The 22,280-nt window shown below is 57.2% G+C and carries 16 protein-coding genes; 12 read left to right on the forward strand and 4 right to left on the reverse strand.

The genetic code is table 11. The features are described 5' to 3' along the window. Nucleotides 1–4 precede the first annotated feature (4 nt). Genes ruvX through gshB form a run of 3 tightly spaced genes read right to left on the reverse strand, consistent with a single transcriptional unit; the run spans nt 5 to nt 2,270 of the window. Entirely contained in the window at nt 5–433 is a 429-nt protein-coding gene (gene ruvX / locus EP166_RS18280; protein WP_127559766.1) for a Holliday junction resolvase RuvX, read from the reverse strand. After that, nucleotides 430–1,317, reverse strand: coding sequence for an energy transducer TonB (locus tag EP166_RS18285; protein ID WP_127559768.1), 888 nt, complete (start codon nt 1,315–1,317; stop codon nt 430–432). Before EP166_RS18285 ends, ruvX begins: the two co-directional genes overlap by 4 nt. Beyond that, entirely contained in the window at nt 1,317–2,270 is a 954-nt protein-coding gene (gshB, locus tag EP166_RS18290; RefSeq protein WP_127559770.1) for a glutathione synthase, read from the reverse strand. Before gshB ends, EP166_RS18285 begins: the two co-directional genes overlap by 1 nt. A 384-nt stretch (nt 2,271–2,654) precedes the next feature. Here gshB and pilG point away from each other — a divergent pair, with 384 nt between their 5' ends. The 8 genes from pilG (at nt 2,655) to EP166_RS18330 (ending at nt 15,421) form a co-directional block, all read left to right on the forward strand. After that, a complete protein-coding gene (gene pilG, locus EP166_RS18295; protein ID WP_028671183.1) occupies nt 2,655–3,035 on the forward strand; it encodes a twitching motility response regulator PilG in 381 nt (126 codons plus the stop codon). Between the two features lie 68 nt (nt 3,036–3,103). Further along, entirely contained in the window at nt 3,104–3,481 is a 378-nt protein-coding gene (pilH, locus tag EP166_RS18300) for a twitching motility response regulator PilH (protein ID WP_028671182.1), read from the forward strand. A 10-nt stretch (nt 3,482–3,491) separates the two neighbouring features. After that, nucleotides 3,492–4,028, forward strand: a complete 537-nt coding sequence (locus EP166_RS18305) for a chemotaxis protein CheW (protein ID WP_127559772.1) — start codon at nt 3,492–3,494, stop codon at nt 4,026–4,028. Between the two features lie 221 nt (nt 4,029–4,249). Next, entirely contained in the window at nt 4,250–6,340 is a 2,091-nt protein-coding gene (locus EP166_RS18310) for a methyl-accepting chemotaxis protein (protein WP_127559774.1), read from the forward strand. 94 nt (nt 6,341–6,434) lie between these two features. Continuing rightward, entirely contained in the window at nt 6,435–7,289 is an 855-nt protein-coding gene (locus tag EP166_RS18315; protein ID WP_246026344.1) for a CheR family methyltransferase, read from the forward strand. Between the two features lie 18 nt (nt 7,290–7,307). Next, the gene (locus EP166_RS18320; protein WP_127559776.1) at nt 7,308–13,856 is read left to right on the forward strand and encodes an Hpt domain-containing protein; all 6,549 of its coding nucleotides are present in this window, start codon (nt 7,308–7,310) and stop codon (nt 13,854–13,856) included. A 7-nt stretch (nt 13,857–13,863) separates the two neighbouring features. Beyond that, entirely contained in the window at nt 13,864–14,913 is a 1,050-nt protein-coding gene (locus EP166_RS18325; RefSeq protein WP_127559778.1) for a chemotaxis protein CheB, read from the forward strand. Between the two features lie 37 nt (nt 14,914–14,950). Continuing rightward, nucleotides 14,951–15,421, forward strand: coding sequence for a chemotaxis protein CheW (locus EP166_RS18330; protein WP_127559780.1), 471 nt, complete (start codon nt 14,951–14,953; stop codon nt 15,419–15,421). A 283-nt stretch (nt 15,422–15,704) separates the two neighbouring features. Here EP166_RS18330 and EP166_RS18335 read toward each other — a convergent pair whose 3' ends face one another. Then, on the reverse strand, nt 15,705–18,557 hold the full coding sequence (locus EP166_RS18335; RefSeq protein ID WP_127559782.1) for a class I adenylate cyclase: 2,853 nt from the start codon (nt 18,555–18,557) through the stop codon (nt 15,705–15,707). Between the two features lie 333 nt (nt 18,558–18,890). On the opposite strand from EP166_RS18335, the gene EP166_RS18340 reads away from it, so the two are divergent. From EP166_RS18340 to cdd, 4 genes are all read left to right on the forward strand, one after another. After that, nucleotides 18,891–19,625 (forward strand): response regulator, encoded by a 735-nt coding sequence (locus EP166_RS18340; RefSeq protein ID WP_127559784.1) that lies wholly within the window; start codon nt 18,891–18,893, stop codon nt 19,623–19,625. Beyond that, nucleotides 19,625–21,061 carry an ATP-binding protein gene (locus EP166_RS18345; RefSeq protein ID WP_127559786.1) on the forward strand — a complete coding sequence of 479 codons (1,437 nt, stop codon included), beginning with the start codon at nt 19,625–19,627 and terminating at the stop codon, nt 21,059–21,061. Before EP166_RS18340 ends, EP166_RS18345 begins: the two co-directional genes overlap by 1 nt. 91 nt (nt 21,062–21,152) lie before the next feature. Beyond that, nucleotides 21,153–21,869: a purine-nucleoside phosphorylase gene (gene deoD / locus EP166_RS18350; protein ID WP_127559788.1), complete on the forward strand. Its 717-nt coding sequence runs from the start codon at nt 21,153–21,155 to the stop codon at nt 21,867–21,869. Further along, a complete protein-coding gene (cdd, locus tag EP166_RS18355) occupies nt 21,866–22,270 on the forward strand; it encodes a cytidine deaminase (protein WP_127559790.1) in 405 nt (134 codons plus the stop codon). Before deoD ends, cdd begins: the two co-directional genes overlap by 4 nt. Nucleotides 22,271–22,280: the final 10 nt, after the last annotated feature.

The raw sequence follows: 22,280 nt of genomic DNA on the forward strand, positions 1-22,280 counted from the left end.
GGCATCACGTTGATTGGCTGAGAAAGGTTTCCAGAATCAGTTGAGCGGCCAGACTGTCGATGTCGGCCTGGCGCGCCCTGGACAGACTAGTCCCTTGCAAGCCCAGATGGCTTCGGGCTTCGCGACTGCTGAGCCGCTCATCCACGGCTTCTGCGGGCAAACCATAACGCCCGTGCAGCCGTTTGCGGAACTTGTTGGCGCGGGTGCCCATCTCGCTGTCGGTGCCGTCCATGTTGTACGGGATGCCGACGGCGAAGCCGACCGGGCGCCACTCGGCAACGAGTTTGTCGATGACAGGCCAGTCTGGAATGCCGTCGCGGGCGCGCAGGCTGGTGATCCCTGTGGCAGTGCCAGTGATGGTCTGGCCGGCAGCGACGCCGATCCAGGCCAGGCCAAAATCAAACCCCAGCCACTGACCGTCTGGCCGCGTCACGACGCTTCCCGGCTGAACTGATTGTCGGTGCGGAATTGCCAGGTGCGGATGATTTCCAACTGGTCGTATTCCTGCGCCATCTCGGTGCTGAAGGGTTCAAAGGGGGCTGCCATGTGGACGATGCGTTTGGCGGCCTGATCGAGCAGGGCATGGCCGGAACTCTGAGTGACCTCGACCGAGGCCAGGCTGCCATCGGCCCGCATCTTGACGGCCAGTCGGACACTGCCAGAAAGCCGCTCCTGACGGGCAGCCTGCGGGTAGTTCTGGTTGCCAACCCGCTCGACTTCTTCCAGCCAGTTAAAGACATAGGCGGCATCCAGCGATCGACGCGCCGAGACGGCGGTCAGGGTTCGGACACGGGGCCGCTTGGCGTAGGTTTGGCGGCTTTCATCGAGCATGGCCCGCAGGGTAGCGACGTCGTTGATCTGGCTGATCATCAGTGGGTCGTTACTGGCCAGTTCCTCAACCGGAGGGGCTTCTTCCTCGGCCCGGTCCAGAGCGGCGCGGCTGGTGTCAGTCCGGGTGGTCAGAATGCGCTTGCGCGCCGCTTCCAACTCGGCAAAATTCAGCTGCTGCACTTCCGGTGTGGTGCGAAACACCTGGTTGTCTTCGATCTCGGCCTGTTCGGTTGAGGTCAGGCGTGCCGCTTCATCCTGAGTACCGCTGCCTTGCTGATCGGCATCGGCCAGAAAGTCGGCTTCGTCGAGCGGTGTTGGCTCTGTGCGGCTGTGTTGTGCCAGCGTGACATCCAGGGTTGGCGGAATGGAACGTGCTTCGGGGGCAGAGAACCCGACCCCAAAGATCAACAGGGCATGCAAGCCAAGCGCCAGAAACAGCGTAAAGCTGAGTCGATCGACAGCGCCTACGCTAGCAACGGTCGCCATCAGGCCATTCCTCGTTTCCGGGCGATCAGATCCATCAGCTTGCCACCGATGTCGGTGTCGTACGCGGCATCGATCTCGCGTATGCAGGTCGGGCTGGTTACGTTGATTTCAGTCAGGTAATCGCCAATGACGTCAAGGCCAACAAACAGCAAGCCACGTTTCTTGAGCTCGGGGCCGACCTGGGCGGCAATCCAGCGGTCGCGCTCGGTCAGTGGCTGGGCACGGCCAGTGCCCCCGGCGGCCAGATTGCCGCGGGTTTCGCCCTTGGCCGGCAGGCGGGCCAGGCAATAGTCGACGGGCTCGCCGTCAATCAACAGAATGCGTTTGTCGCCATCCTTGATCTCTGGCAGGTATTTCTGGGCCATGGTTTGCGTCTTACCGTGTTCGGTCAGTGTTTCAATAATGACGGATACGTTGGAATCGTCGGGTTTCAGTCGAAAAATGGAACTGCCGCCCATGCCATCCAGAGGTTTGAAGATGACATCGCCATGCTCTGCGTGAAAGGCTTTAAGCAAGCCGGCGTTGCGAGTCACCAGGTGTGGCGGTGAACAGTCCGGAAAGGCCGTGGCAAATAACTTTTCGTTACAATCGCGCAGCGCCTGCGGCTTGTTGACGATCAGCGTGCCCGCCTGCTCGGCCCGTTCCAGCAAATAGGTGGCATAGGTGTATTCGTTGTCGAATGGCGGATCCTTGCGCATCAGAATAACATCAAGATTCGCTAATGGCGCGGCTTCGGACGTTCCGAGCTCATAAAAGTGATCTGGGTCACGAAATACGCTTAAGGGCCGCATCAGGCCCTTGGCTTGGCTGTTCTCCAGAAAAAGGTCGGCCGGGGTCATGTAAAACAGCTCCCAGCCCCGGTCCTGCGCGGCCCAGAGCATGGCAAGTGAGCTGTCTTTTTTATAGGTGACGGTCTCTATCGGGTCCATCACGATGCCGATCGTTAATTTCATGTCTAGCCTCGGGTTATCATTGGCTGGTATGGTAATAGATGATTGGTATAGCAAAAACAACTTTCTTTACAGCCGTTTATAGCGGATAGCTAGATTCTGTGATAAAAGTTCTAGCCACAGTATTAGACAGCCAGTAACAGAGCGTCCGGGCATGACAGTGGTCGACGATACACCCCGATTTTGGCTGTCGGGGTGGGAGCGTCGTGTTAGCAGGGGCGGTTTTTGCTACGCAGCAGGTTACAGGTAACCTGGCCTGCGAGCGTTAAACAGCACATCAGTGCCAGCATGGGCCAGACATGCGGGCTCAATCACTGGTACGCTAACTGCAGCCCGGTACCCGATATACTGGTACTCAAAATATAGCTTTCAACCCTGGGATGACCTATGGAAAACAGCTTTGAAAGCCTCAAGGTGATGGTCATTGACGACTCCAAAACCATCCGGCGCACAGCGGAGACGCTGTTAAAGAAAGTCGGTTGTGAGGTGATCACCGCGACGGACGGCTTCGACGCACTCGCTAAAATAGCCGATACCAAACCGGACATTATTTTTGTGGATATCATGATGCCCCGACTCGACGGGTATCAAACCTGCGCACTGATCAAGAACAACAGTGCCTTTAAAGAAACGCCGGTTATCATGCTGTCCAGTAAGGATGGCCTGTTTGATAAGGCGAAAGGCCGCATTGTCGGCAGCGATCAGTATCTGACCAAGCCGTTTGGCAAGGAAGAGTTACTGGGCGCAATTCGGGATTACGTAAAATAATGATCGCATGCTTCGGCTGAGCGGTTTGTTGTTGTTGATTTACTGATTAAAAAATAAACGGGTGGACCATGGCACGGATTCTGATTGTAGACGACTCTCCTACTGAGACCTACGCGTTTCAGGGCATGCTTGAAAAGCATGGTCATGAAGTATTGACGGCTGATAATGGAGCCGATGGAGTCGCTCTGGCACGTCAGGAGTTGCCGGACATTGTGTTGATGGACATTGTAATGCCTGGTCTGAATGGCTTTCAGGCGACCCGGCAGCTGACCAAAGGCGCCGATACCGCCCACATTCCAGTGGTGATTGTCACCACCAAAGATCAGGAAACTGACCGGGTTTGGGGTCGTCGGCAGGGTGCCAGTGGTTACCTGGTCAAGCCGGTCGCCGAAGATCAACTGTTGTCGACCGTCGAGGCTGTACTCGCCGGCAACCTCCAGGACTGACGGCACACTCATGGCCGACATGACTCCGATTCAGCTACTGCGGGACATCGCGCTGCGCTGTCGTACCCAGGCCGCAGGCCTGCCCGAGCAGCAGGAAGTGCGGGAAACCTGGAGCGGCATCGGGTTTCGACTGGGTGATCACTACTTCGTCGCGGCTATGGATGAAATTACCGAAATCCTGAATGTCCCTTCAGTAACCCGCCTGCCAAACGTCAAACCTTGGGTTCAGGGCGTATCCAATGTCCGCGGCCGACTGATCCCGGTGATTGACCTGGACCTATTTTTCGAGACGCCCAGCCAGGAATCCATGCGTAACCGTCGGATCCTGGTGATCGAGCAACATGACCAGATCGACGGTCTGATTGTGGATTCGGTAGAAGGCATGCAGTACTTTCCGGTGGATGATTTTTCCGGCGATGTCCCGTCATTACCCGAGACAATAAAACCCTTTGTGCGGGGCCACTACGTCCGCGACAGCCAGATCTGGACAGTGATCAGCATGGAGGATCTTTATGAACACGACGTTTTTCAGGAAGTGGCGGTCTGACCGTCACCGGGTGTACGGATGCTGCCAGCGCGATTCAGGCCGCACGCCCCGGGGAAAGTTGGGCTGGAAGGGGGTCGCTTGAGCACCGTTCCGCAAGCCTGTACTTACGATACATGCAGTTACGAAGCATCATGTAATTACGAAACTGATAATTACACGACTCACAATCAGAACGATTTTATTTCAGAAGCACAGCCTGAGGCCGAACTGGAGTTCGAACGATGAAACAAAGAGCCGGAAATTTACTAACCATCCTGGGCACCAACCGCCTGCTCAGTATTCTGCTGGCCGCGCTGCTGGTCGTGGTACTGGGCCTTTTTGCCGTGGTGTACCAGAATTTCAGATTGGGCGCCTTCGACCAGGAGTTGCTCGAGCACGCAGGTGAGATGCGAGTACTGTCGCAGGAAATCGCGAAGAACTCCTCGGAAGCTTCAGGCGGTCAGGAGCAGGCCTTTGGGCTGCTGCAGCGTTCACGTGCCGAATTCGAGGTGCGTTTTAACTATGTGCAACAGGGCAATTCCATTACCGGTACACCGGCTCTGGCACAGCACGCTCCGCAAGTCGATATCAGCAGTCTTTCGCGTATCTGGAGTCGTGTGAGCCAGAATTCGGATTTGATCGTTGAATCCCAGGAAACCATTCTTGATTTGCACGAAACCGCCAACACCCTGTCCGAGCGGATTCCCGAGTTGCAGGTTGAATACGACGAAGTCGTTGAAATTTTGCTGGAAACCGATGCCGGTGCGGGCCAGGTTGCCGTAGCCCAGCGTCAGGCCTGGCTGGCTGAACGGATTGTCCGGTCGATTAACCGGGTTCTGGTGGGTGGTGAAGGTGCTGTGATGGCGGCCGACTCCTTCGAACGCGACGCGGCACTGTTCCAGCGCGTTCTGGACGGCATGCTGAACGGTAACGCCAACCTCGATATTGAGCGTGTAGACGACATTGAAGCGCGTGAAGCGCTGGATGAAATTGCCAATCTGTTCCAGATCGTATCCGGCTCGGTCACACAGATCATGGCAACGTCTCCCGAGTTGTTCCAGGTGCGTGAAGCAGCCTCCAACATTTTCACCGACTCTCAGGTATTGCTTGAGCAGGCGTCTACCCTGGCTGGCCAGATTCAACAATCGGCCGATACCCGGCCACTCAGCAACGCCCTGGTGATTTACGCCCTGGGTGCGCTGGCACTGGTGCTGATTGCCATTGCGGTATTCGTGGTAATTCGCGATACGCAGAAAGACTTGCGTGAAACCGCCGAAACCAATGAGCAAAACCAGAACGCCATTTTGCGACTGCTGGATGAGCTGGCCGACCTTGCTGACGGTGACCTGACCACACAGGCGACGGTAACCGAAGACTTTACGGGCGCCATTGCCGACTCCATTAACTTCGCGATCGACCAGATGCGTCAGTTGGTATCGGCCATTAACTCGACGGCGGTTCAGGTATCGTCGGCCGCCCAGGAAACGCAGGCTACGGCCATGCACCTGGCTGAAGCCTCCGAGCACCAGGCGCAGGAAATTGCCGGTGCCTCGGCGGCGGTGAACGAAATGGCGGTGTCCATTGACCAGGTATCTGCCAACGCTGCTGAATCAGCCGCGGTGGCCGAGCGGTCGGTTGCGATCGCCAAGAAAGGTGCCGACGTGGTGCAATCGACCATCAACGGCATGGATAACATTCGTGAACAGATTCAGGAAACGTCGAAGCGTATTAAACGACTCGGTGAATCCTCGCAGGAAATTGGTGACATCGTATCGCTGATTAACGACATTGCCGACCAAACCAACATTCTGGCTTTGAACGCCGCCATTCAGGCCTCCATGGCCGGTGATGCGGGTCGGGGCTTTGCGGTGGTAGCGGACGAAGTACAGCGCCTTGCAGAACGGTCCTCAGCGGCAACGAAACAGATTGAGGCGCTGGTAAAAACCATTCAGAACGACACCAACGAAGCCGTTATCTCGATGGAGCAAACGGTGGCCGAGGTGGTCCGGGGCGCGCGCCTGGCACAGGATGCGGGTGTTGCCCTGGAAGAAATCGAATCGGTATCGAAGAACCTGGCCGACCTGATTCAGAACATTTCCAACGCGGCCCGTCAGCAGGCTTCATCAGCTGGTCACATTTCCAATACGATGAATGTTATTCAGGAAATTACCTCACAAACCTCAGCCGGTACCACTGCAACGGCGAAGTCGATTGGTAACCTTGCTCAGCTCGCGAACGACCTGCGCTCCTCGGTGGCCGGTTTCAAACTGCCGGACAGCGACGACGATCTGGACATGCTGGGTGCCCCGGAACTGGACGATGAGGTCGCTTAACGGCGGCCAAATCGGGTTCCCAGGGGCATCGGGACGCGTGGCTGTGTTTATGGCCATGCAGCGATGCACCGCTGATTGTGAATGAGGCTGTAACGTGGTGACCCAGAGCGCGTCCGTACATCAGGCTCCTGAATTAAGTGACCGTGCCTTCTTCACCTGGCAGGAGTTGCTTGAGGAGCGTCTCGGGTTGCAGTTGTCGGAACAACGACGCAGCTTTCTGAAGACCAGTCTGGCTATTCGCATGCGTGAGCTGGGGTTCACTGATTATCTGGATTACTACCGCTATATTCGCAGTGGTGATGCCGGGCTGATTGAATGGAATTGCCTGATCGACCGGGTAACGGTTCAGGAAACCCGTTTCTTCAGAGACCCGGCGGCGTTCGCATTGGCCCGTGATTTTCTGACGCGTCGCGTCCATGAAGTCACCCGGCCGCTGAGTATCTGGAGTGTTGGTTGTTCCACCGGTGAGGAAACCTACAGCCTGGCGATGATGACAGCCGATCTGTTGCGGCGTGAATGTGATCAGATCCGGCATTTTGGCGTGACCGGAACCGATGTGTCCTCCCGGGCCCTGGAAACAGCCCGTCAGGGTGTGTACCCGGCCCGGCGGGTTGAAATGTTGGATAAGCGCCTGATCGAGCGGTTTTTTTCGCCTCAGGTAGGGCAATACCGGGTGGCGCCAGCGTTGCAGGAAAGGGTGTGCTTTACGCGCCTGAATGTACTGGAGCTGTCTCGCTCACCAATGAAAGAGCTGGACCTGATTTATTGCCAGAATATGCTGATTTATTTTCGCAAGTGGCGCCGCAAGGAAATCGTGTCTGAACTGGCCAAACGACTGGCCAAAGGCGGCATGCTGGTGCTGGGCCTGGGTGAAGTTGTGGACTGGAAGATGCCTGAACTGACGCGCGTACCCGGTGAACGGGCGTTGGCCTACTTGAAACACAAATGAATACAAAGGGGTACAGGCATGGCAGAACGCCGTGATTATGTTGCACTGGAATGGGTCAAGGGAGAGATCTTCGATACGCTGAAACAGGCGCGTCAAGCCCTGGAAGCGTTCGTTGATACGCCCGAAGATACCACTCGTCTTCAGTTTAGCCTGGCCTACATCCATCAGGTAAACGGCACCTTGCAGATGGTCGAATTCTTCGGTGCAGCCTTGCTGGCCGAAGAAATGGAGCGTCTGAATCAGTCGATTGTGGACGGTGATATCCCACCCAGCCAGGATAACCTGGCATTGCTGATGCAAGCCATTCTGCAATTGCCGAATTATCTCGAGAAACTCAAGCGCGGCCAGAGTGATCTGCCCGTGGTCATTTTGCCGTTGCTGAATGATTTGCGTGCGGCACGAGGCGAGCCCTTACTCTCGGAAACGGCTCTGTTTACGCCGGATCTGTCCGCCTCACGCCGCTTTGTTGGTGAGCCGGATACTCAGAGCATTGGCCAGTCGAGTGTGGTTCAACTGCTGCGTAAATTGCGCCAGATGTACCAGCTGGCATTGCTCGGGTGGTTGCGCAACGAGGATGCTGACAACAACCTTGAATACCTGGGTAAGTCGGTTCATCGGCTGGTCGGTTTAACCGAGCGCACTCCCATGGGCGCGTTGTGGCAAGTGGCGGACGCCTTTATTGCCGCGATGAAAGCCGGGCGTATTGAACGGTCTGCGGCCATTACTCTCATTTTGCGGCATCTCGACGGTGCCATGAAGCGATTGCTTGCCGACCCCAGTGGTGTGGCCGGGCAATACCCGCATGAAGATCAGCTTAAAAACCTGCTGTATTACCTGGCCAAGATAGACGCCACGGGTCTCAGCCGGGTGCAACATATACAGGACAGCTATCACCTCAGTCAGGCTTTACCCAACGAAGCGGAAATTGAAACGCAACGCCAACGTCTGTCAGGGCCCGATCGTGAAACGGTGGGCAGTGTGGTTTCGGCCCTGCTTGAAGAGCTGGCAAGGCTGAAAGATTCACTGGATCTGATGGTGCGCACCCGGGTTACCGAGTCGCGTCGTTTGTCCGAGCTGGAGCCCGGCATCAAGCAAATGGCCGATACCATGGCGGTATTGGGCCTAGGCAATCCGCGTCGGGTGTTGAATGAACAGCTTGACCTGATCAAATCCACGCAGCAGGACCCTGAGCTGAAAGACGACGGTGTGCTGATGGACATCGCCGGAGCACTGCTTTACGTAGAAGCCAGCCTGTCCGGCATTGCCAGTGACGCCAGTTTTGAGCGCGACGAATACGATGACGGCCTCGATGGTGCTCAGGAGGCGGTAGTTCGCGAAGCGCGCAATGGCCTGGAGCAGGTTAAAGACGCCATTGTCGAATTCATCGGGTCGCACTGGGATCACAGCAAGCTGGAAGCGGTACCTCGGGAATTGAGCGGCATTCGTGGCGGTCTGGTGATGATACCGCTGGAGCAGGCGGCTACGGTTCTCAAATACGCACAGGACTACGTTGAAGACCAGTTGCTGGGGAACAAGCGCACGCCGGAATGGCATGAGCTGGACGCTCTGGCCGATGCCATTATGGGTGTCGAATATTACCTTGAACGCTTGTCCCGTGATGGCAGTGGCACCAATCTGGATATTCTGCAGCGTGCTGCTGATTCAATTGCCAAGCTGGGTTACACCGTAAATCTATTTCCCGAAGTTGACCCCGCCCATGAAATCAGTGCCGATGACGCGGAGGGTCCCGCCGACGCCGACGACGACTTCCCTGATTTGTCCCTGCAGGAACTGGAACTGGGTGATACGGGCGACGCTGCCGATGACGAGCTCGACATTGAGGCGATCGACGACTTCGAGACCCTGACCGACTGGGACGACGATATCGAAGCCAGGCCGGCAACTGAAGATGCTTTGCCTACGGCTGAAGTTGAATCCGGTGACTGGTTGTCACTGGAGGAAGACGAGGAACTGACCGAGCCCGACGATAACGCCATTGCCGACAGCGGTGTACCGGAAAGCCCGGCAGAGGCAAACCCGGTCGAAGCCGGGGCACAGGAAGCCGACGACGATGATCTGATAGACGACGACATCCTCGAGATTTTCATTGAGGAAGCCGCTGAAGTTCTGGAAGCCATTCATGAGTTCTTCCCACGGTATAAGGCCGATCCTTCCGACAGTGCCGCACTGACTGAGTTCCGCCGTGCCTTTCATACCCTTAAGGGCAGTGGCCGTATGGTCGGCGCCAGTGTGGTCGGAGAAACCGCCTGGTCGATCGAGAATATGCTCAACCGCCTGATCGAGGGCAGCATTTCCCATTCGGATGACCTGGTACGGGTGATCGAAGAGATCACCGATGAAATCCCGGCGCTGATGACGGCGTTTGAAAAGAAACTCAAACCGGATACGACCCGGGCTGACTATCTTGCGGCCATCGCTGATGCGCTGGCCAAAGGTCAGCCGGTAAGCTGGGGCGAGGCGTCTGCCGAAACGCCTGAGTCGGCCGAACCGGTCGACGTTGACGTTGAAATAGAATTGCCACAGGCCGATGTAGCCGACGCGTCAGACGATGAGTCACAGTGGACCGATTTTGACGAACTGCCAGTGGCCGAGCTTGAGGAGACCGACCTCGAAGACCTCGATTCTGACCGCTTTGAAATTGAAAACAGTGACGCCAGCACCGATACACTTCTGGAGATATTTCAGGCTGAGCTTGCGAGTCATCTCGACTACATCGATCAGTACATCGAAGAGGCGGAATCGGCCTCTGTGCTACCGGATTCGCTGCAGCGGGCCCTGCACACCATTAAGGGGTCAGCGCACATGGCCAGCGTTGAACCGGTGGCGGTGCTGGTACAACCGCTCGAACAGCTGGTTCGGGACATGCAGGAACGCGCCAAAGTCGCCGATGGCGGTTTCCTGTCATTGCTGAGCGACGGCGTTGCACTGATTCGCCAGGCCTCTTTGGGTGAGCCGGTCGACACGGCGGGCTTTGAAGCCCAGGTGCAGGATGTTTATAACCGGGTGCTGCGTCTGGACCCCAGCCAGGAACCGGATGATCCGGCCCTGATGTCCATTTTCATGTCCGACAGCATGGACCTGGTGTTGGGTGCCGAGACAATTCTGAACCGCTGGCGCGATACCGGAGAGCCGGATGCCGACGTTGATGCGCTGATTCGGGAGCTCAATACCCTGGCACTGGCGTCTCAGGCTGTGGATCTGATGCCGGTAGCCGATCTCAGTCATAATTTGGCGCAACTGGTTGAGGGTGCCCGGAGCGAAGCCTGCGAGGCTGACGAACGTTTCTTTGAACTGGCCAATACGGGCCTGGAATCGCTGATTTCCATGATGGACCGTCTCGCGGCGGGCCAGAGTATTCGTCAGGATGCGTTGTTTGTAGAACGGCTGCACCAGTTGTTGCCCGATGCAGAAACATCCCCACTAGAGTCGGCCGTTTCCAATAAAGATCAGGTCGATTCCATGATCCGCCAGGACCTTGAGTCCGCGGCTGAATCAGCGCCTGCGCCCATGCCAGATTTCGAGGCGGCACAGCGCTACCGGGTGGAAGGTGATGCCGAGCTGGTGGACATCTTCCTGGAAGAAGCGAACGACATTCTCGACAGCATTCAATCATCGCTCGAAAAATGGCGGGAAGACACCGATAACACCCTCGAAGTGGAAAGCCTGCAACGCGATCTGCACACCCTAAAAGGGGGTGCGCGTATGGCCGAGATTTCACCGTTGGGTGACCTGGCGCATGAACTCGAGTTTTTGTACGAGGGGTTGGCGCAAGGCAAGTATCAGGCCTCGGAAGGTCTGCTGGAATTGATTCAGCAGTGCCACGACCGCCTGGCGGTTATGGTCCAGGACATTGAATCGAGCATGAGCTGCGAGTCGGCTCCGGATCTGGTTGCGGCCATTAATCATTTCCGCAAGCATCCGGGAGCCCCCGCACAGCCTGTCGACATGACACAGGCCCGGCCCGAGAGCAAACCGGAACCCGAGCCCGAACCGCCGATGCCGGATAATGAGCCGGATGAAGTCCTGCACATCGAACCGGAAGGGCCTGAAGCCGAATCCGAGGTACCCGCTCCGGCACCCGTGGCGGAACTGGACGCCGATGTCGATCTCGACATATTGGAAATCTTCATCGATGAAGCGGGCGAGTTACTGAACGAGCTCGAACAGGCCATTGAAGACTGGCAGGCGGAGCCCGGCAACGAAACCCATGCGGATGAAATGAAGCGCGTATTGCATACGCTCAAAGGCGGCGCCCGTCTGGCTCGACTGAAAGAGCTGGGCGACCAGAGTCACGAATTCGAAACCTTTATTGTTCGTGCCCAGCAAAACAAGGACGCCCTCGACGAAACCTTCTTCAACAACATACTGTCCCGTCAGGACCAGTTGGTTCAGGGCGTCGAAGCCATGAACGCGCTGCTTGATGGCCATTCGAACAGTGGAGCCGGGTTTGGCCCCAGTGTGATTCAGATGGCCCGGGACCTTGAGGAAGATGGCTGGGATGATCCCGATCACCCCATTGTCGGTGACAGCGCTGAACTCCCTGAATCCGAAGTGCCAGCCGTGACGGAGCCCTCGTCGGAAGGCAATACACTGCCCGCCACCGACAGCCGTGAATCGAGCACCAATGTACTGCCTTTCAAGCGAAAGGAAGCTGAACGCAAGGCAGATAGTCGGCGCGCCCAGCCACAGGAAACCGTTAAGGTTAATGCCAACTTGCTCGAAGGGCTGGTGAACCTTGCCGGTGAGACCTCCATTGCCCGTGCGCGTCTTGAGCAGGAAGTCAGTGACTTTGGTTTCACTCTGGGGGAAATGGATTCGACCATTGACCGCCTGCGTGAGCAGGTCCGTCGACTCGATATGGAAACTGAAGCCCAGATTCTGTTTCGCCAGGAGCGGGCCGAGGAAACCAACTACGAAGATTTCGACCCTCTGGAAATGGACCGCTACTCCCAGATCCAGCAGTTGTCGCGCTCGTTAATGGAAGCGACCTACGACCTGACCGAGCTGAAAGGCTCACTGACCGACAAAACCCGGGATGCGGAAACCCTTTTATTGCAGCAAAGCCGTATTAACACGGAACTGCAGGAAGGCCTGATGCAAACCCGCATGGTGCCGTTCAACCGGCTGGTACCCAGGTTGCGCCGTATTGTTCGCCAGGTTGCCGGTGAACTGGGCAAACAGGTCGACTTTATCGTCGGCAATGCCGAAGGCGAAGTAGACCGGACGGTTCTGGAGCGGATGATTTCACCGCTCGAACACATGTTGCGCAACGCGGTTGACCATGGCATTGAGGAAGCGGACCAGCGTCTGCAATCCGGTAAAACGGTGAAGGGCTCGGTGCGACTGGATTTGTCTCGCGAAGGCGGCGACATCGTCTTGCGACTGTCTGACGACGGCGCCGGCATGAACGTTGACCGCATTCGCAGCAAGGCCATTGAGCGGGGCCTGATGGCGGCCGATGCCGACCTGAATGACCGTGAAATTCTGCAGTACATTCTCGAAGCCGGCTTCAGTACGGCCGAGAAAGTCACCCAGATTTCAGGCCGCGGTGTCGGTATGGACGTGGTCAACTCGGAAGTCAAACAGCTCGGTGGCAACATGGCCATCGATTCCCGCCTGGGTGAAGGCTCTCAGTTCACCATCCGCCTGCCGTTTACCGTGTCGGTGAACCGTGCACTGATGGTCAACATTGAAGAAGACCACTACGCCATTCCGCTCAGCTCGATCGAGGGCATTGTGCGGGTCACGCCGAAGCAGCTGGCGGAATACTACCGGCCCGATGCACCGCTGTTTGAATATGCCGGAGGCCGCTACCGCCTGGAATACATGGGTGGTCTGTTGCGAACCGGAGCCACGCCCAACGTCGAGGGTCTGACTGCACCGGTACCACTGGTGCTGGTGAAAGGCAGCGATGAACACCACTCTATGGCGCTGCATGTTGACCGCCTGATGGGCAGCCGTGAAATCGTGGTAAAAACTCTGGGGCCGCAGTTCAGTACAGTGCCCGGGGTATCCGGTGCCACCATTCTCGGTGATGGCTCCGTGGTGGTGATTCTGGACCTGGCGGCTCTGATTCGTAGCTCGCTGGCCATTGAGCACTCCCGGGTCACTGCGTTGCCGACCCCCAAATCAGCCATTTCGGCACCGGAAAAACCGGTCCGCGATAAAGACAGCCCTTACACCGTCATGGTGGTGGATGATTCAGTGACAGTGCGTAAAGTGACCAGTCGCCTGCTGGAGCGCCAGGGCATGGAAGTGATTCTGGCCAAGCACGGGGCGGATGCTGTTGCCCAGTTGCAGGATAGGGTGCCGGATATCATGCTGCTCGACATCGAGATGCCCTATATGGATGGCTTTGAAGTGGCGTCGAGAGTGCGTCACGACAGCCGCCTAAAGCAGATTCCGATCATCATGATTACCTCCCGGACCGGTGCCAAACACCGCGAGCGAGCGCTGTCGATTGGGGTGAACGAGTACATGGGCAAGCCTTTCCAGGAAGGCCCACTGGTCGATGCCATCAAGCGTTTGCTGGGCATAGAGGCGTGAACAGACCATGAGTGCGGTGGCGGCGACCGGGGCAACCTCCCAGCATAGCCGGGTCGGCATCATCGCCGACACCCCCCTGGTCCAGCATCTGTTGCAGGATGTTGTGGTCGGGGCCGGTTATGACGTTGCCGTCAACACCGACCCGGATCGACTGAAACCCGCCCTGATGCATAACGAAACCATCCGAGTCTGGGTGGTGGAGCTGGAAAACCACGATCAGTGGGACGACTTCGTGCAGTCGCTGCTGGAAAGTACCGAGTCGCCCATTCTGTTTGGCGACGGAGTGATTCCCGCCCGCACCCATGAAGACTACCCGCGCTGGCAGCGACGCATGCAGGAAAAATTGCAGGCGCTGGCACCGGCTGCCCAGCCAGCGGCAGAAGCTCCGATATTTGATCTGGAGCGATTGCGTGCTACCCGGCCACCACCGGTATACTCTTTGCCGGAGTCACTGCAACAGGCACCCAAAACGGAGCTTGGGCCCATTTGGGTGCTGTGCGCTTCGTTGGGCGGACCCGAGGCGGTTAAACAGTTTCTGGATGTGCTGCCAGCTGAAGTACCGGCGAGTTTCCTGTATGCACAGCACATCGATGCGGGCTGTGTTGATGCATTGCAGCATTCGATTGGCCGTCACACACAATTGAGTCTGGTGCATGCCGAGCATGGCCGGCAACTGGAAAACGGGCATGTCTATCTGGTCCCAGTGAATCATGAGATCCGGTTTACCGATAACCATGGCATTGTCTGGCAAAATAATCCCTGGTCTGGGCCTTACGGCCCCAGCCTGGATCACTTGCTGACCAATGTTGCCGCACAATTTGGCGCACGCGCGCATGCGATCGTTTTCAGCGGCATGGGCAGCGATGGTGCCATCGGTGCGGCCGATATCCGCGCAGCCGGTGGCACTGTCTGGGTGCAATCTGCCGACAGTTGCGTACAAAGTTCGATGCCCGACTCTGTGCAGCAGGTCGGCGCTGCCGATGACCGGGGAACCCCGGTGGAACTGGCCGAAAAACTATTGATCTGGCTGGCTGAGCGTGTAACTCAGGTAGCCTGAAGACAGTGCCGCAGGCGTGGCAACAAGGTGAATAACGATGAAAACAGTAGCGCAAACCGATCAGGACGCCATTGTCGCCAGTCTTCTGGTGCCCATGCAGCAAAAGAATCTGCTGGTACCGAACGTCTCCATTGCGGAAGTGGTGCCGCGCTCCGAACTGGAACAGGCTGACAATGCGCCGCCCTGGCATCTGGGGCATCTGCACTGGCGTGGCGAACGTGTACCGGTGATCAGTTTCGAAGTCGCCAACAGCCAGGTTCGCGGGCAGGATGTGCGCGATGCCCGTATCGCCGTATTCAACGCGGTATCGAACCAGGCTAAAAGCCGGTTTTTTGGCATGCTGATTCAGGGTATTCCGCGCATGGTCAAGCTCGGTGATGCCGATGTCCGCGAAGACGGCCAGGCAACCAAAGCCCAGGCGGAAAAAATGGCCGTAATCACCCAGCTGGGTAAAGCCAGCATTCCCGATCTGGAATACCTGGAAAGCCTGGTGGCGCGGGTTAACTAATCAGCTTGAGTTTCGAAGGGCGGGTTTTATTGGGAGGCAATGGTCCACAGCGGCCACCGCGGATGTCCCTGTGGGGTCGGCGTAGATCCTTCCCTGGAGCCTAGACCGCATGATATGAATCCCCTCCCTGGGATTCACCCTTCGGGCTCGCTGCGCTCATGCTAAAACGCTCCTGGCTTTTTAGTCCCTGCTGCGGACTTCCCCGCAGGAACATCCCCGGCAGCCGCTGCTTATCGTCTTTGGTTCATCCAATAATTAAGCGATTGCCAAGCCGTCACGGCCATTAGAGCAGTTTCATTGCATCGTTAATGCGCTGTTCCAGGCGCAGTTTGGCGCGCACATAATGCAGCGTCTGCGCCTGTCCATAGAGCAGGCCCGCAATAATCCGGTCGGATAGGGCGAGGTCGGTGATGTACATGGGGTAGCGCAGCCCCTGGGCTCGCAACCCGACAATGTAAGACGCGACGGCGGTGTAAAACCGGTCGCCCAGTTCCAGGGTACTGAACTCCTCCTCGTTGCAGATCATCTGGTATTCGTACTGTCCCTCACCGTGCCGGTCCATAAACGCCTGAATGTTGATGAAGCGGTTTTCCTGCAGTAGCCCCTGCAGGCGCTGGCGCTTTAGTACCGGCAGCTTGCTGCCTTCCTGGGTAATTTCAAAACAACTGATGCTACGCTGATTCAGGTGAATGGCGTCTTCTTCACTGCGCTGGCGGTGCTCCGATATTTTCAGAAAGCGCAGCAAGGGTGCCAGCAGCGTTGACGCATTAAAATAGGGCTGGGTGAACCGCAGTACGGACGCCTGTTCATCGAGTAGATAGACCGTCGCCTGGCGGCCCGTGACCTGAAACACCACCAACAGACCTCCATCGGCTGGCTGGGCCGACAAGACAACTTTCAAATGATTGCGATGCGTTTCAAACAAGCGGTCCGGGTAGATTGGGCAGCGTTCGACCTGCTCGGTTCCCAGCCAGTCGATCAGGGCAGTTTCGGTATCGAAACTGACGGGTCTTAGTTGTTTGTCGCCCAGTTGCATGCCCTGAAACTGGTCGCCCAGATTAAACAGAAATCTGAGGCTGGGGCCATGGTGAGCGCGGTCAGCGGCTGTGATGGCATCGTCAAACAGATCCTGGACCCGTTTGCCAATTGACTGGGGGCGAGTCTGGTTGTGGCAATAGGCCCGAATCTCGGGGCGCCGGTTGATCTTCTGCTTGGTCAGGCGCGTCAGCAGGAACTGCAGTGCCTGGGTTAGTGCATCGGCCTGGGCAAAGCGTTCGACGGTGATTTCTCCCCAGGAGTTTTCAACCACCACATCCAGAGTACCTACCAGATTCTCGCGCAGTGCGCTGAAGTCGAGGCTGTTGCTGCGTTCGGATATTTTTTGCAGACCCCGGCGAGTCAGATGTTGCAGCGGGTCGTAACCCAGGTTGATAAAGAGGAGAACCCGATCAATCTGCGCCGGTTGCGAGTAGGTATGGTGGGGCTTGTCGAGGCTAGCCTTGGGCAAAACCTGGCGCAGGGTGGCCAGGGTTTTGCGCACTTCGAATTCCGTTGCCTGGCCCTTCTGGCTGAAGATGGGAATGTGCAGATGGGCGTCGAGCAGGCCGTTGAGATGGCACCATAGCAAGGCTTCAAGAAGGCCGGGCGCTGACTTCAGAGGTGTTTCCTGGTCTATATCCGAGTCTGGCTCGCGTGTGTAGACGGCCCAGAAGTTGTCACCCTCGGGACGCTGGCTCGGGCGTTCGTAGATGCGCACTTTCTCATAGCTGAAGTCGACGTCCTGGCCGAAGCGTATGAAGTCGATCTTGCCGCGACGCCGGTCAAAAGCAGCGTGCAACTTGCGGCTGATGATCAGCAGATCCTGTTGGCTCATCAGGTGATTGCTCTGATGCTCAGCGGCAAACTGAGTCAGAAAACGGTAGCTGTGGGTCAGTTCGCTGACAAGAAGTTTGCGCTCACGCATCACATCGGTCACCGACCAGTTTCGGTGCGAATCGAGATGCGCTACTTCAGCGCCGGTCCAGCCCCATTCATTGATCAACTGTTGCATCAGTTGGCGTCGCCAATTCTGTACCCGGGCCGGTCGGCTCAGCGCGATGCCGACCTTGAAATAGAAACAACGGCGCACAAGAGCCAGACGATCATTCTCTCCCCGTTCTCTCAAATAGGTTTCAATGCGCCGATAGAGTTGAATATAAGGGTCGAGGTCATTCAGCGTCAGAAAGTTGTTGTAGATCGCAGACTTGAACTGATGCGCCAGGCTGGTGACCGTTGGGAACTCCCGCGCGTAGATTTCCAACAGCAACAGCTTCAGCACAGATTTGTGCGGTGATTCGATGCCTTTGTACAGTTGCCACATGCCCGCACCAATAAACTCGCCCGGTGGCAGCGAGGGTAGAGCGCCGAGGTTGATCTGTTCGTCGCGGCGAATCAGGTTTTTCGACTGATAGTGCTCAAGCAGGGCCTCATGATCGGCCTCTCGATCACTGGGTACCAGCCACCAGGCGGGCAGGGCGCCGGCTAGCCATTGGCCGGTGCGGTAGAATTCGTCGAGCAGCAAAAAGTGCTGGGTTGAACCGCAGTTCTCCCCGGTCAGGGATCGCTGATCACTGCCCTGAAAGCGCTGGGCGTTCATCAGAAAAATGTGGACTTCCAGGTTGAAGCCTTCCGCCCAGGCGCTGATCGCACGGGCTTTTTCTTCCAGCAAGAGGATCTGGCTGCGATCCAGGTCGGGTTTGTAACACAGCCAGAGATCGAGATCCGAGGTGGTCGACTGGGCTATGCTGCCACTGGAGCCCATCAGGTAGAGACCCATCAGCTGAGCGCTGTAGTTACGCAACTGAGAGGCCTTCAGGGTTCGGTTAAAGGCCAGCGCCAGCGTAACCGCAGCGTTCGAGGGTTGGTATTGCACCAGTCCTGATGGAACCGACGGGTCTTCTAGGTAGCCGGGCAGACCGGGCAGATGTGTGTGAAACAGTACCGGCAGCAAGTCGAGACATTGTTGCTGGCGCACCTGAAGGCTGTCACGCAGGCGGGCAAGGCGACCTTCATTCACCGTCAGAAAGCGGCGCTGTGTTTCAAGCAAGGCTTCACGGGTGGCATTGTCAGGCGTCAGAACGGTACTGGTTTCGGTCACGGAGTTGGGCTCTGCAGCAAGGCACGGGTCGGCTCATTGGGTTTGGAAAGCCGATAACGGAAATGCTTCCATTGAGTTATCGGCAGAACGTGAATTACTTCAACAATCAGTGTAGCCGAAACCCGGTGTTATCCTAAAGTGGTGGGCAGCAGTTTGTCGTCTAGGGAGCCCCGGGGGAGTTATTCAGAGGCTCCCTTGCTGTTATACTTTGTTACAAAGGCGACTAGGCTGAGGGAGTACACTCTGGCCTGCGTCAGCCATCGCCGATGCGTGGCGACCGTGATTCGGTGGCGCATTGATCGAACCCAGTCTTGCCAGTGAAGTGGATCAGAGATGCAGACAGAACAACAAAAGCGCATCCTGGTTGTGGACGATGATGAAGACATCCGCGACCTGTTGAAAGAATACCTTGAGAAAAACGGTTTCTCGGTCATAACAGCGGCTGATGGTCAGGCCATGCGTCAGTTCTGGCCCGCCCAGCGGCTCGATTTGATCGTGCTGGACATCATGATGCCCGGTGACGACGGTTTTACTCTGTGCAAGGAGATTCGCGCCCGTTCCCGCATTCCCATCATCATGCTGACCGCCGGTTCAGACGAAACCGACCGCATCATCGGTCTTGAACTGGGCGCTGATGATTACGTGGGCAAGCCTTTTAACCCCCGCGAGTTGCTGGCCCGCATCAAGGCCGTACTGCGGCGCTATGAGGAAGGTGCCGAGCACCGAACAGGCTTGGATGGCCAGCAGCGGCTGCGATTTGGTAGCTGGACACTGGATGTGACCAACCGCGAGCTGACCAGCCCGGAAGGTGATGTTCAATCGTTGAACGGTGCCGATTACAATTTACTTCAGCTGTTTTTATCACGCCCGGGCGAAGTGCTCAGCCGGGATGACCTCAGTCTGCATCTGCGTGGTCGGGATGCCAGCCCCTTTGACCGCTCCATCGACGTGCAAATCAGCCGTCTGCGCGGGCGTCTGAATGACGATGGCAAATCCCCTCAAGTGATCAAGACCGTGCGGGGCGCGGGCTACATTCTTACCGTGCCGGTCGTCGTGGACAACGGTTAATGCTGCGTTTTACGTCTCTGTACAGCCGATTACTGGTGCTGATGGTGCTGGGGCTGATCAGCGCGTTTGCCATCAGTAACTATGTCTGGCTGTATTACCTCGAACATCAGCGCGAATCCCAGGCCGAATCCATGGCCCGTGATCTGGCCTTTTCCATGGGCTCTACGATCGAATTCATTCGTGCCTACCCAACCGAGTACCGGCACCTGATCATCAATCAGCTCCGGGACATGGGCGGGTCGAGGTTTCTGGTATCGGTCAACGAATCCTTTATTGACGTAAGCCCGGTGCGACCCTCTGGCGCCAAAGACCGATTTCTGGCCACCTTCAATCTGGCGATTGAAGAGAAGCTGGGTCAGCGCTTATCGGGTTTGCATGTCACCTTTGCCGACCCGCGCCTGTTGAATGTCTACAAGAACGATGTGTTGCTGGTCGATTTGCCACCCCGATGGGCCCAGAACACTCTGATACTGGAGCCTGACCCGCCGCAGGTGGTTGTCGCCCAGGTTCCCATCGGTGAAGACGAATGGCTGTACCTGGCCGGTTTGCTGCCGGATCCGTTCTTTTTCGACCAGACCGAATACCTGGATCGCGGGCAACTGCTGTTTCTGGTGATTCTGATGTTAATTCTGGTGGTGATTCTCTGGGTCGTGGTGCGCTGGCTGACGCGTCCGCTGTCGAATCTGGCCGCTGCCGCTCGGGAGCTGGGCACCGATATTCATCTGGCGCCTCTGGCTGAAACCGGTACCCGCGAAGTGAAGCAGACCGCTCGGGCCTTTAACCTGATGCAGGAGCGCGTGCTTCGCTTTGTGGACGACCGGGAGCGGATGTTTTCGGCTATCTCCCACGACCTAAAAACCCCCATTACCCGGTTGCGCTTGCGCGCGGAAATGATGGAAGAGTCGGATGCCAAACCCCGGATGATCAAAGATCTCGATGAGCTGGAAGCCATGGTCAAGGGGGCTCTGGATCTCGGGCGCAGCACCGACGTGCATGAAGACACCCAGCCAATCGACATTAATCAGCTGGTACGCGAGCTGGCTGAAGACCTTGAGTTGCTCGGGTACGACCCGGAAATTCGCGGCGAAGCCCGGCGCCCCTATTTCGGCAAACCTCTGGCCTTGAAGCGGTGCTTGTCCAACCTGGCGCATAATGCGGCTTTTTATGGGACTCAGGTGGGTATTGATATTGTCGACAGCCGCCACGAACTGAAGCTGTACATCGTGGACAATGGTCCGGGCATTCCCGAAGAAAAACTGGACAGCGTATTCGAGCCCTATGTGCGCCTGGAGACCTCCCGCAACCGCAATACCGGCGGGGCAGGACTGGGCTTGAGCATTGCCCGCAACATCGCTCACGCTCATGGTGGCCAGCTGCGTCTGCGCAATCGCATCGGTTCGGGTCTGGAAGCGGCCGTGTTGCTGCCACGGCGTTAGTGGGACAAGCCTGAACACGGGCTTGGCTTGACGGCGTCAATTGGCTATAGTCACAGAACTTGAACGATTGGTCAGATTACAAGAGGTGCTCATGTCCACTCCCCACATCAATGCCAAACCCGGCGATTTCGCTGAAACCCTGCTGATGCCGGGTGACCCGCTGCGCGCGCAGTACATCGCCGAGACCTTTCTGGACGATGCACGCCGGGTAGCGGATGTCCGTAACATGTATGGCTATACCGGCACCTATAAAGGCAAGGCGATCTCCATCATGGGGTCCGGCATGGGCGTACCATCGATGTCGATTTACGCCAAGGAGCTGATTACCGACTACGGCGTGAAAAACATCATTCGCGTCGGCACCTGTGGCGGGGTAGCGGCAGACATCAAACTGCGCGACGTCATCATCGCCATGGGTGCCAGCACCGATTCAGGCGTTAACCGACTGCGCCTGCGCGGCTTCGATTTCGCCGCCCTGGCCGATTTTGGGCTGATGGAAAAGGCCGTTGCGGCAGCCCGTGCTGCCAGCATTCCGGTGCGCGTTGGTAACGTATTCACCTCGGACCTCTTTTACTCACCCGACAGCGAACTGATGCCAGCGCTGGAAAAGATGAATATTCTCGCCGTCGATATGGAAGCGGCCGGTCTCTATGGTGTAGCCGCCGAATATGGCGCGAAAGCCCTGACGGTCATGACCGTCAGCGATCACATCATTCGCGGTGAAGCGACGTCAGCGGAAGAACGCCAGACCACCTTCAACGACATGATCAAACTGACGCTGGAAGCAACGCTGAGCATTGATGAATGAGCCAACCCGAGACTGAATTGAAGGCGGCTGCGAAAGCCGTAGCGGCCAACGCGTACGTACCTTACAGCCAGTTTCCGGTGGGTGCGGCCCTGCGAACCCGCAGTGGCGAGGTATTTTCAGGCTGCAATATCGAAAATCGCTCTTATCCACTGGGTATGTGTGGTGAACGCAACGCCATTAACACGGCCGCGGCTACCGGTGTACGCCCCGGTGAGATTACCGAGTTGGTGGTCTTTATGCCGGGCGAGCATTTGTTCTCGCCCTGCGGTGGCTGCCGCCAGGTAATCGCCGAATTCATGCCAGCCGATGGTGTGGTTTGGGCGACCAATGATGGCGAAGCCTATAAGCGCTGGACGGTGGCGGAACTGTTGCCGGATGGGTTTAGTTTCGAGGGGTTGTGAAGCCGGCTTG

This window comes from Saccharospirillum alexandrii (genome assembly GCF_004000275.1).
Lineage (GTDB): Bacteria > Pseudomonadota > Gammaproteobacteria > Pseudomonadales > Natronospirillaceae > Saccharospirillum > Saccharospirillum alexandrii.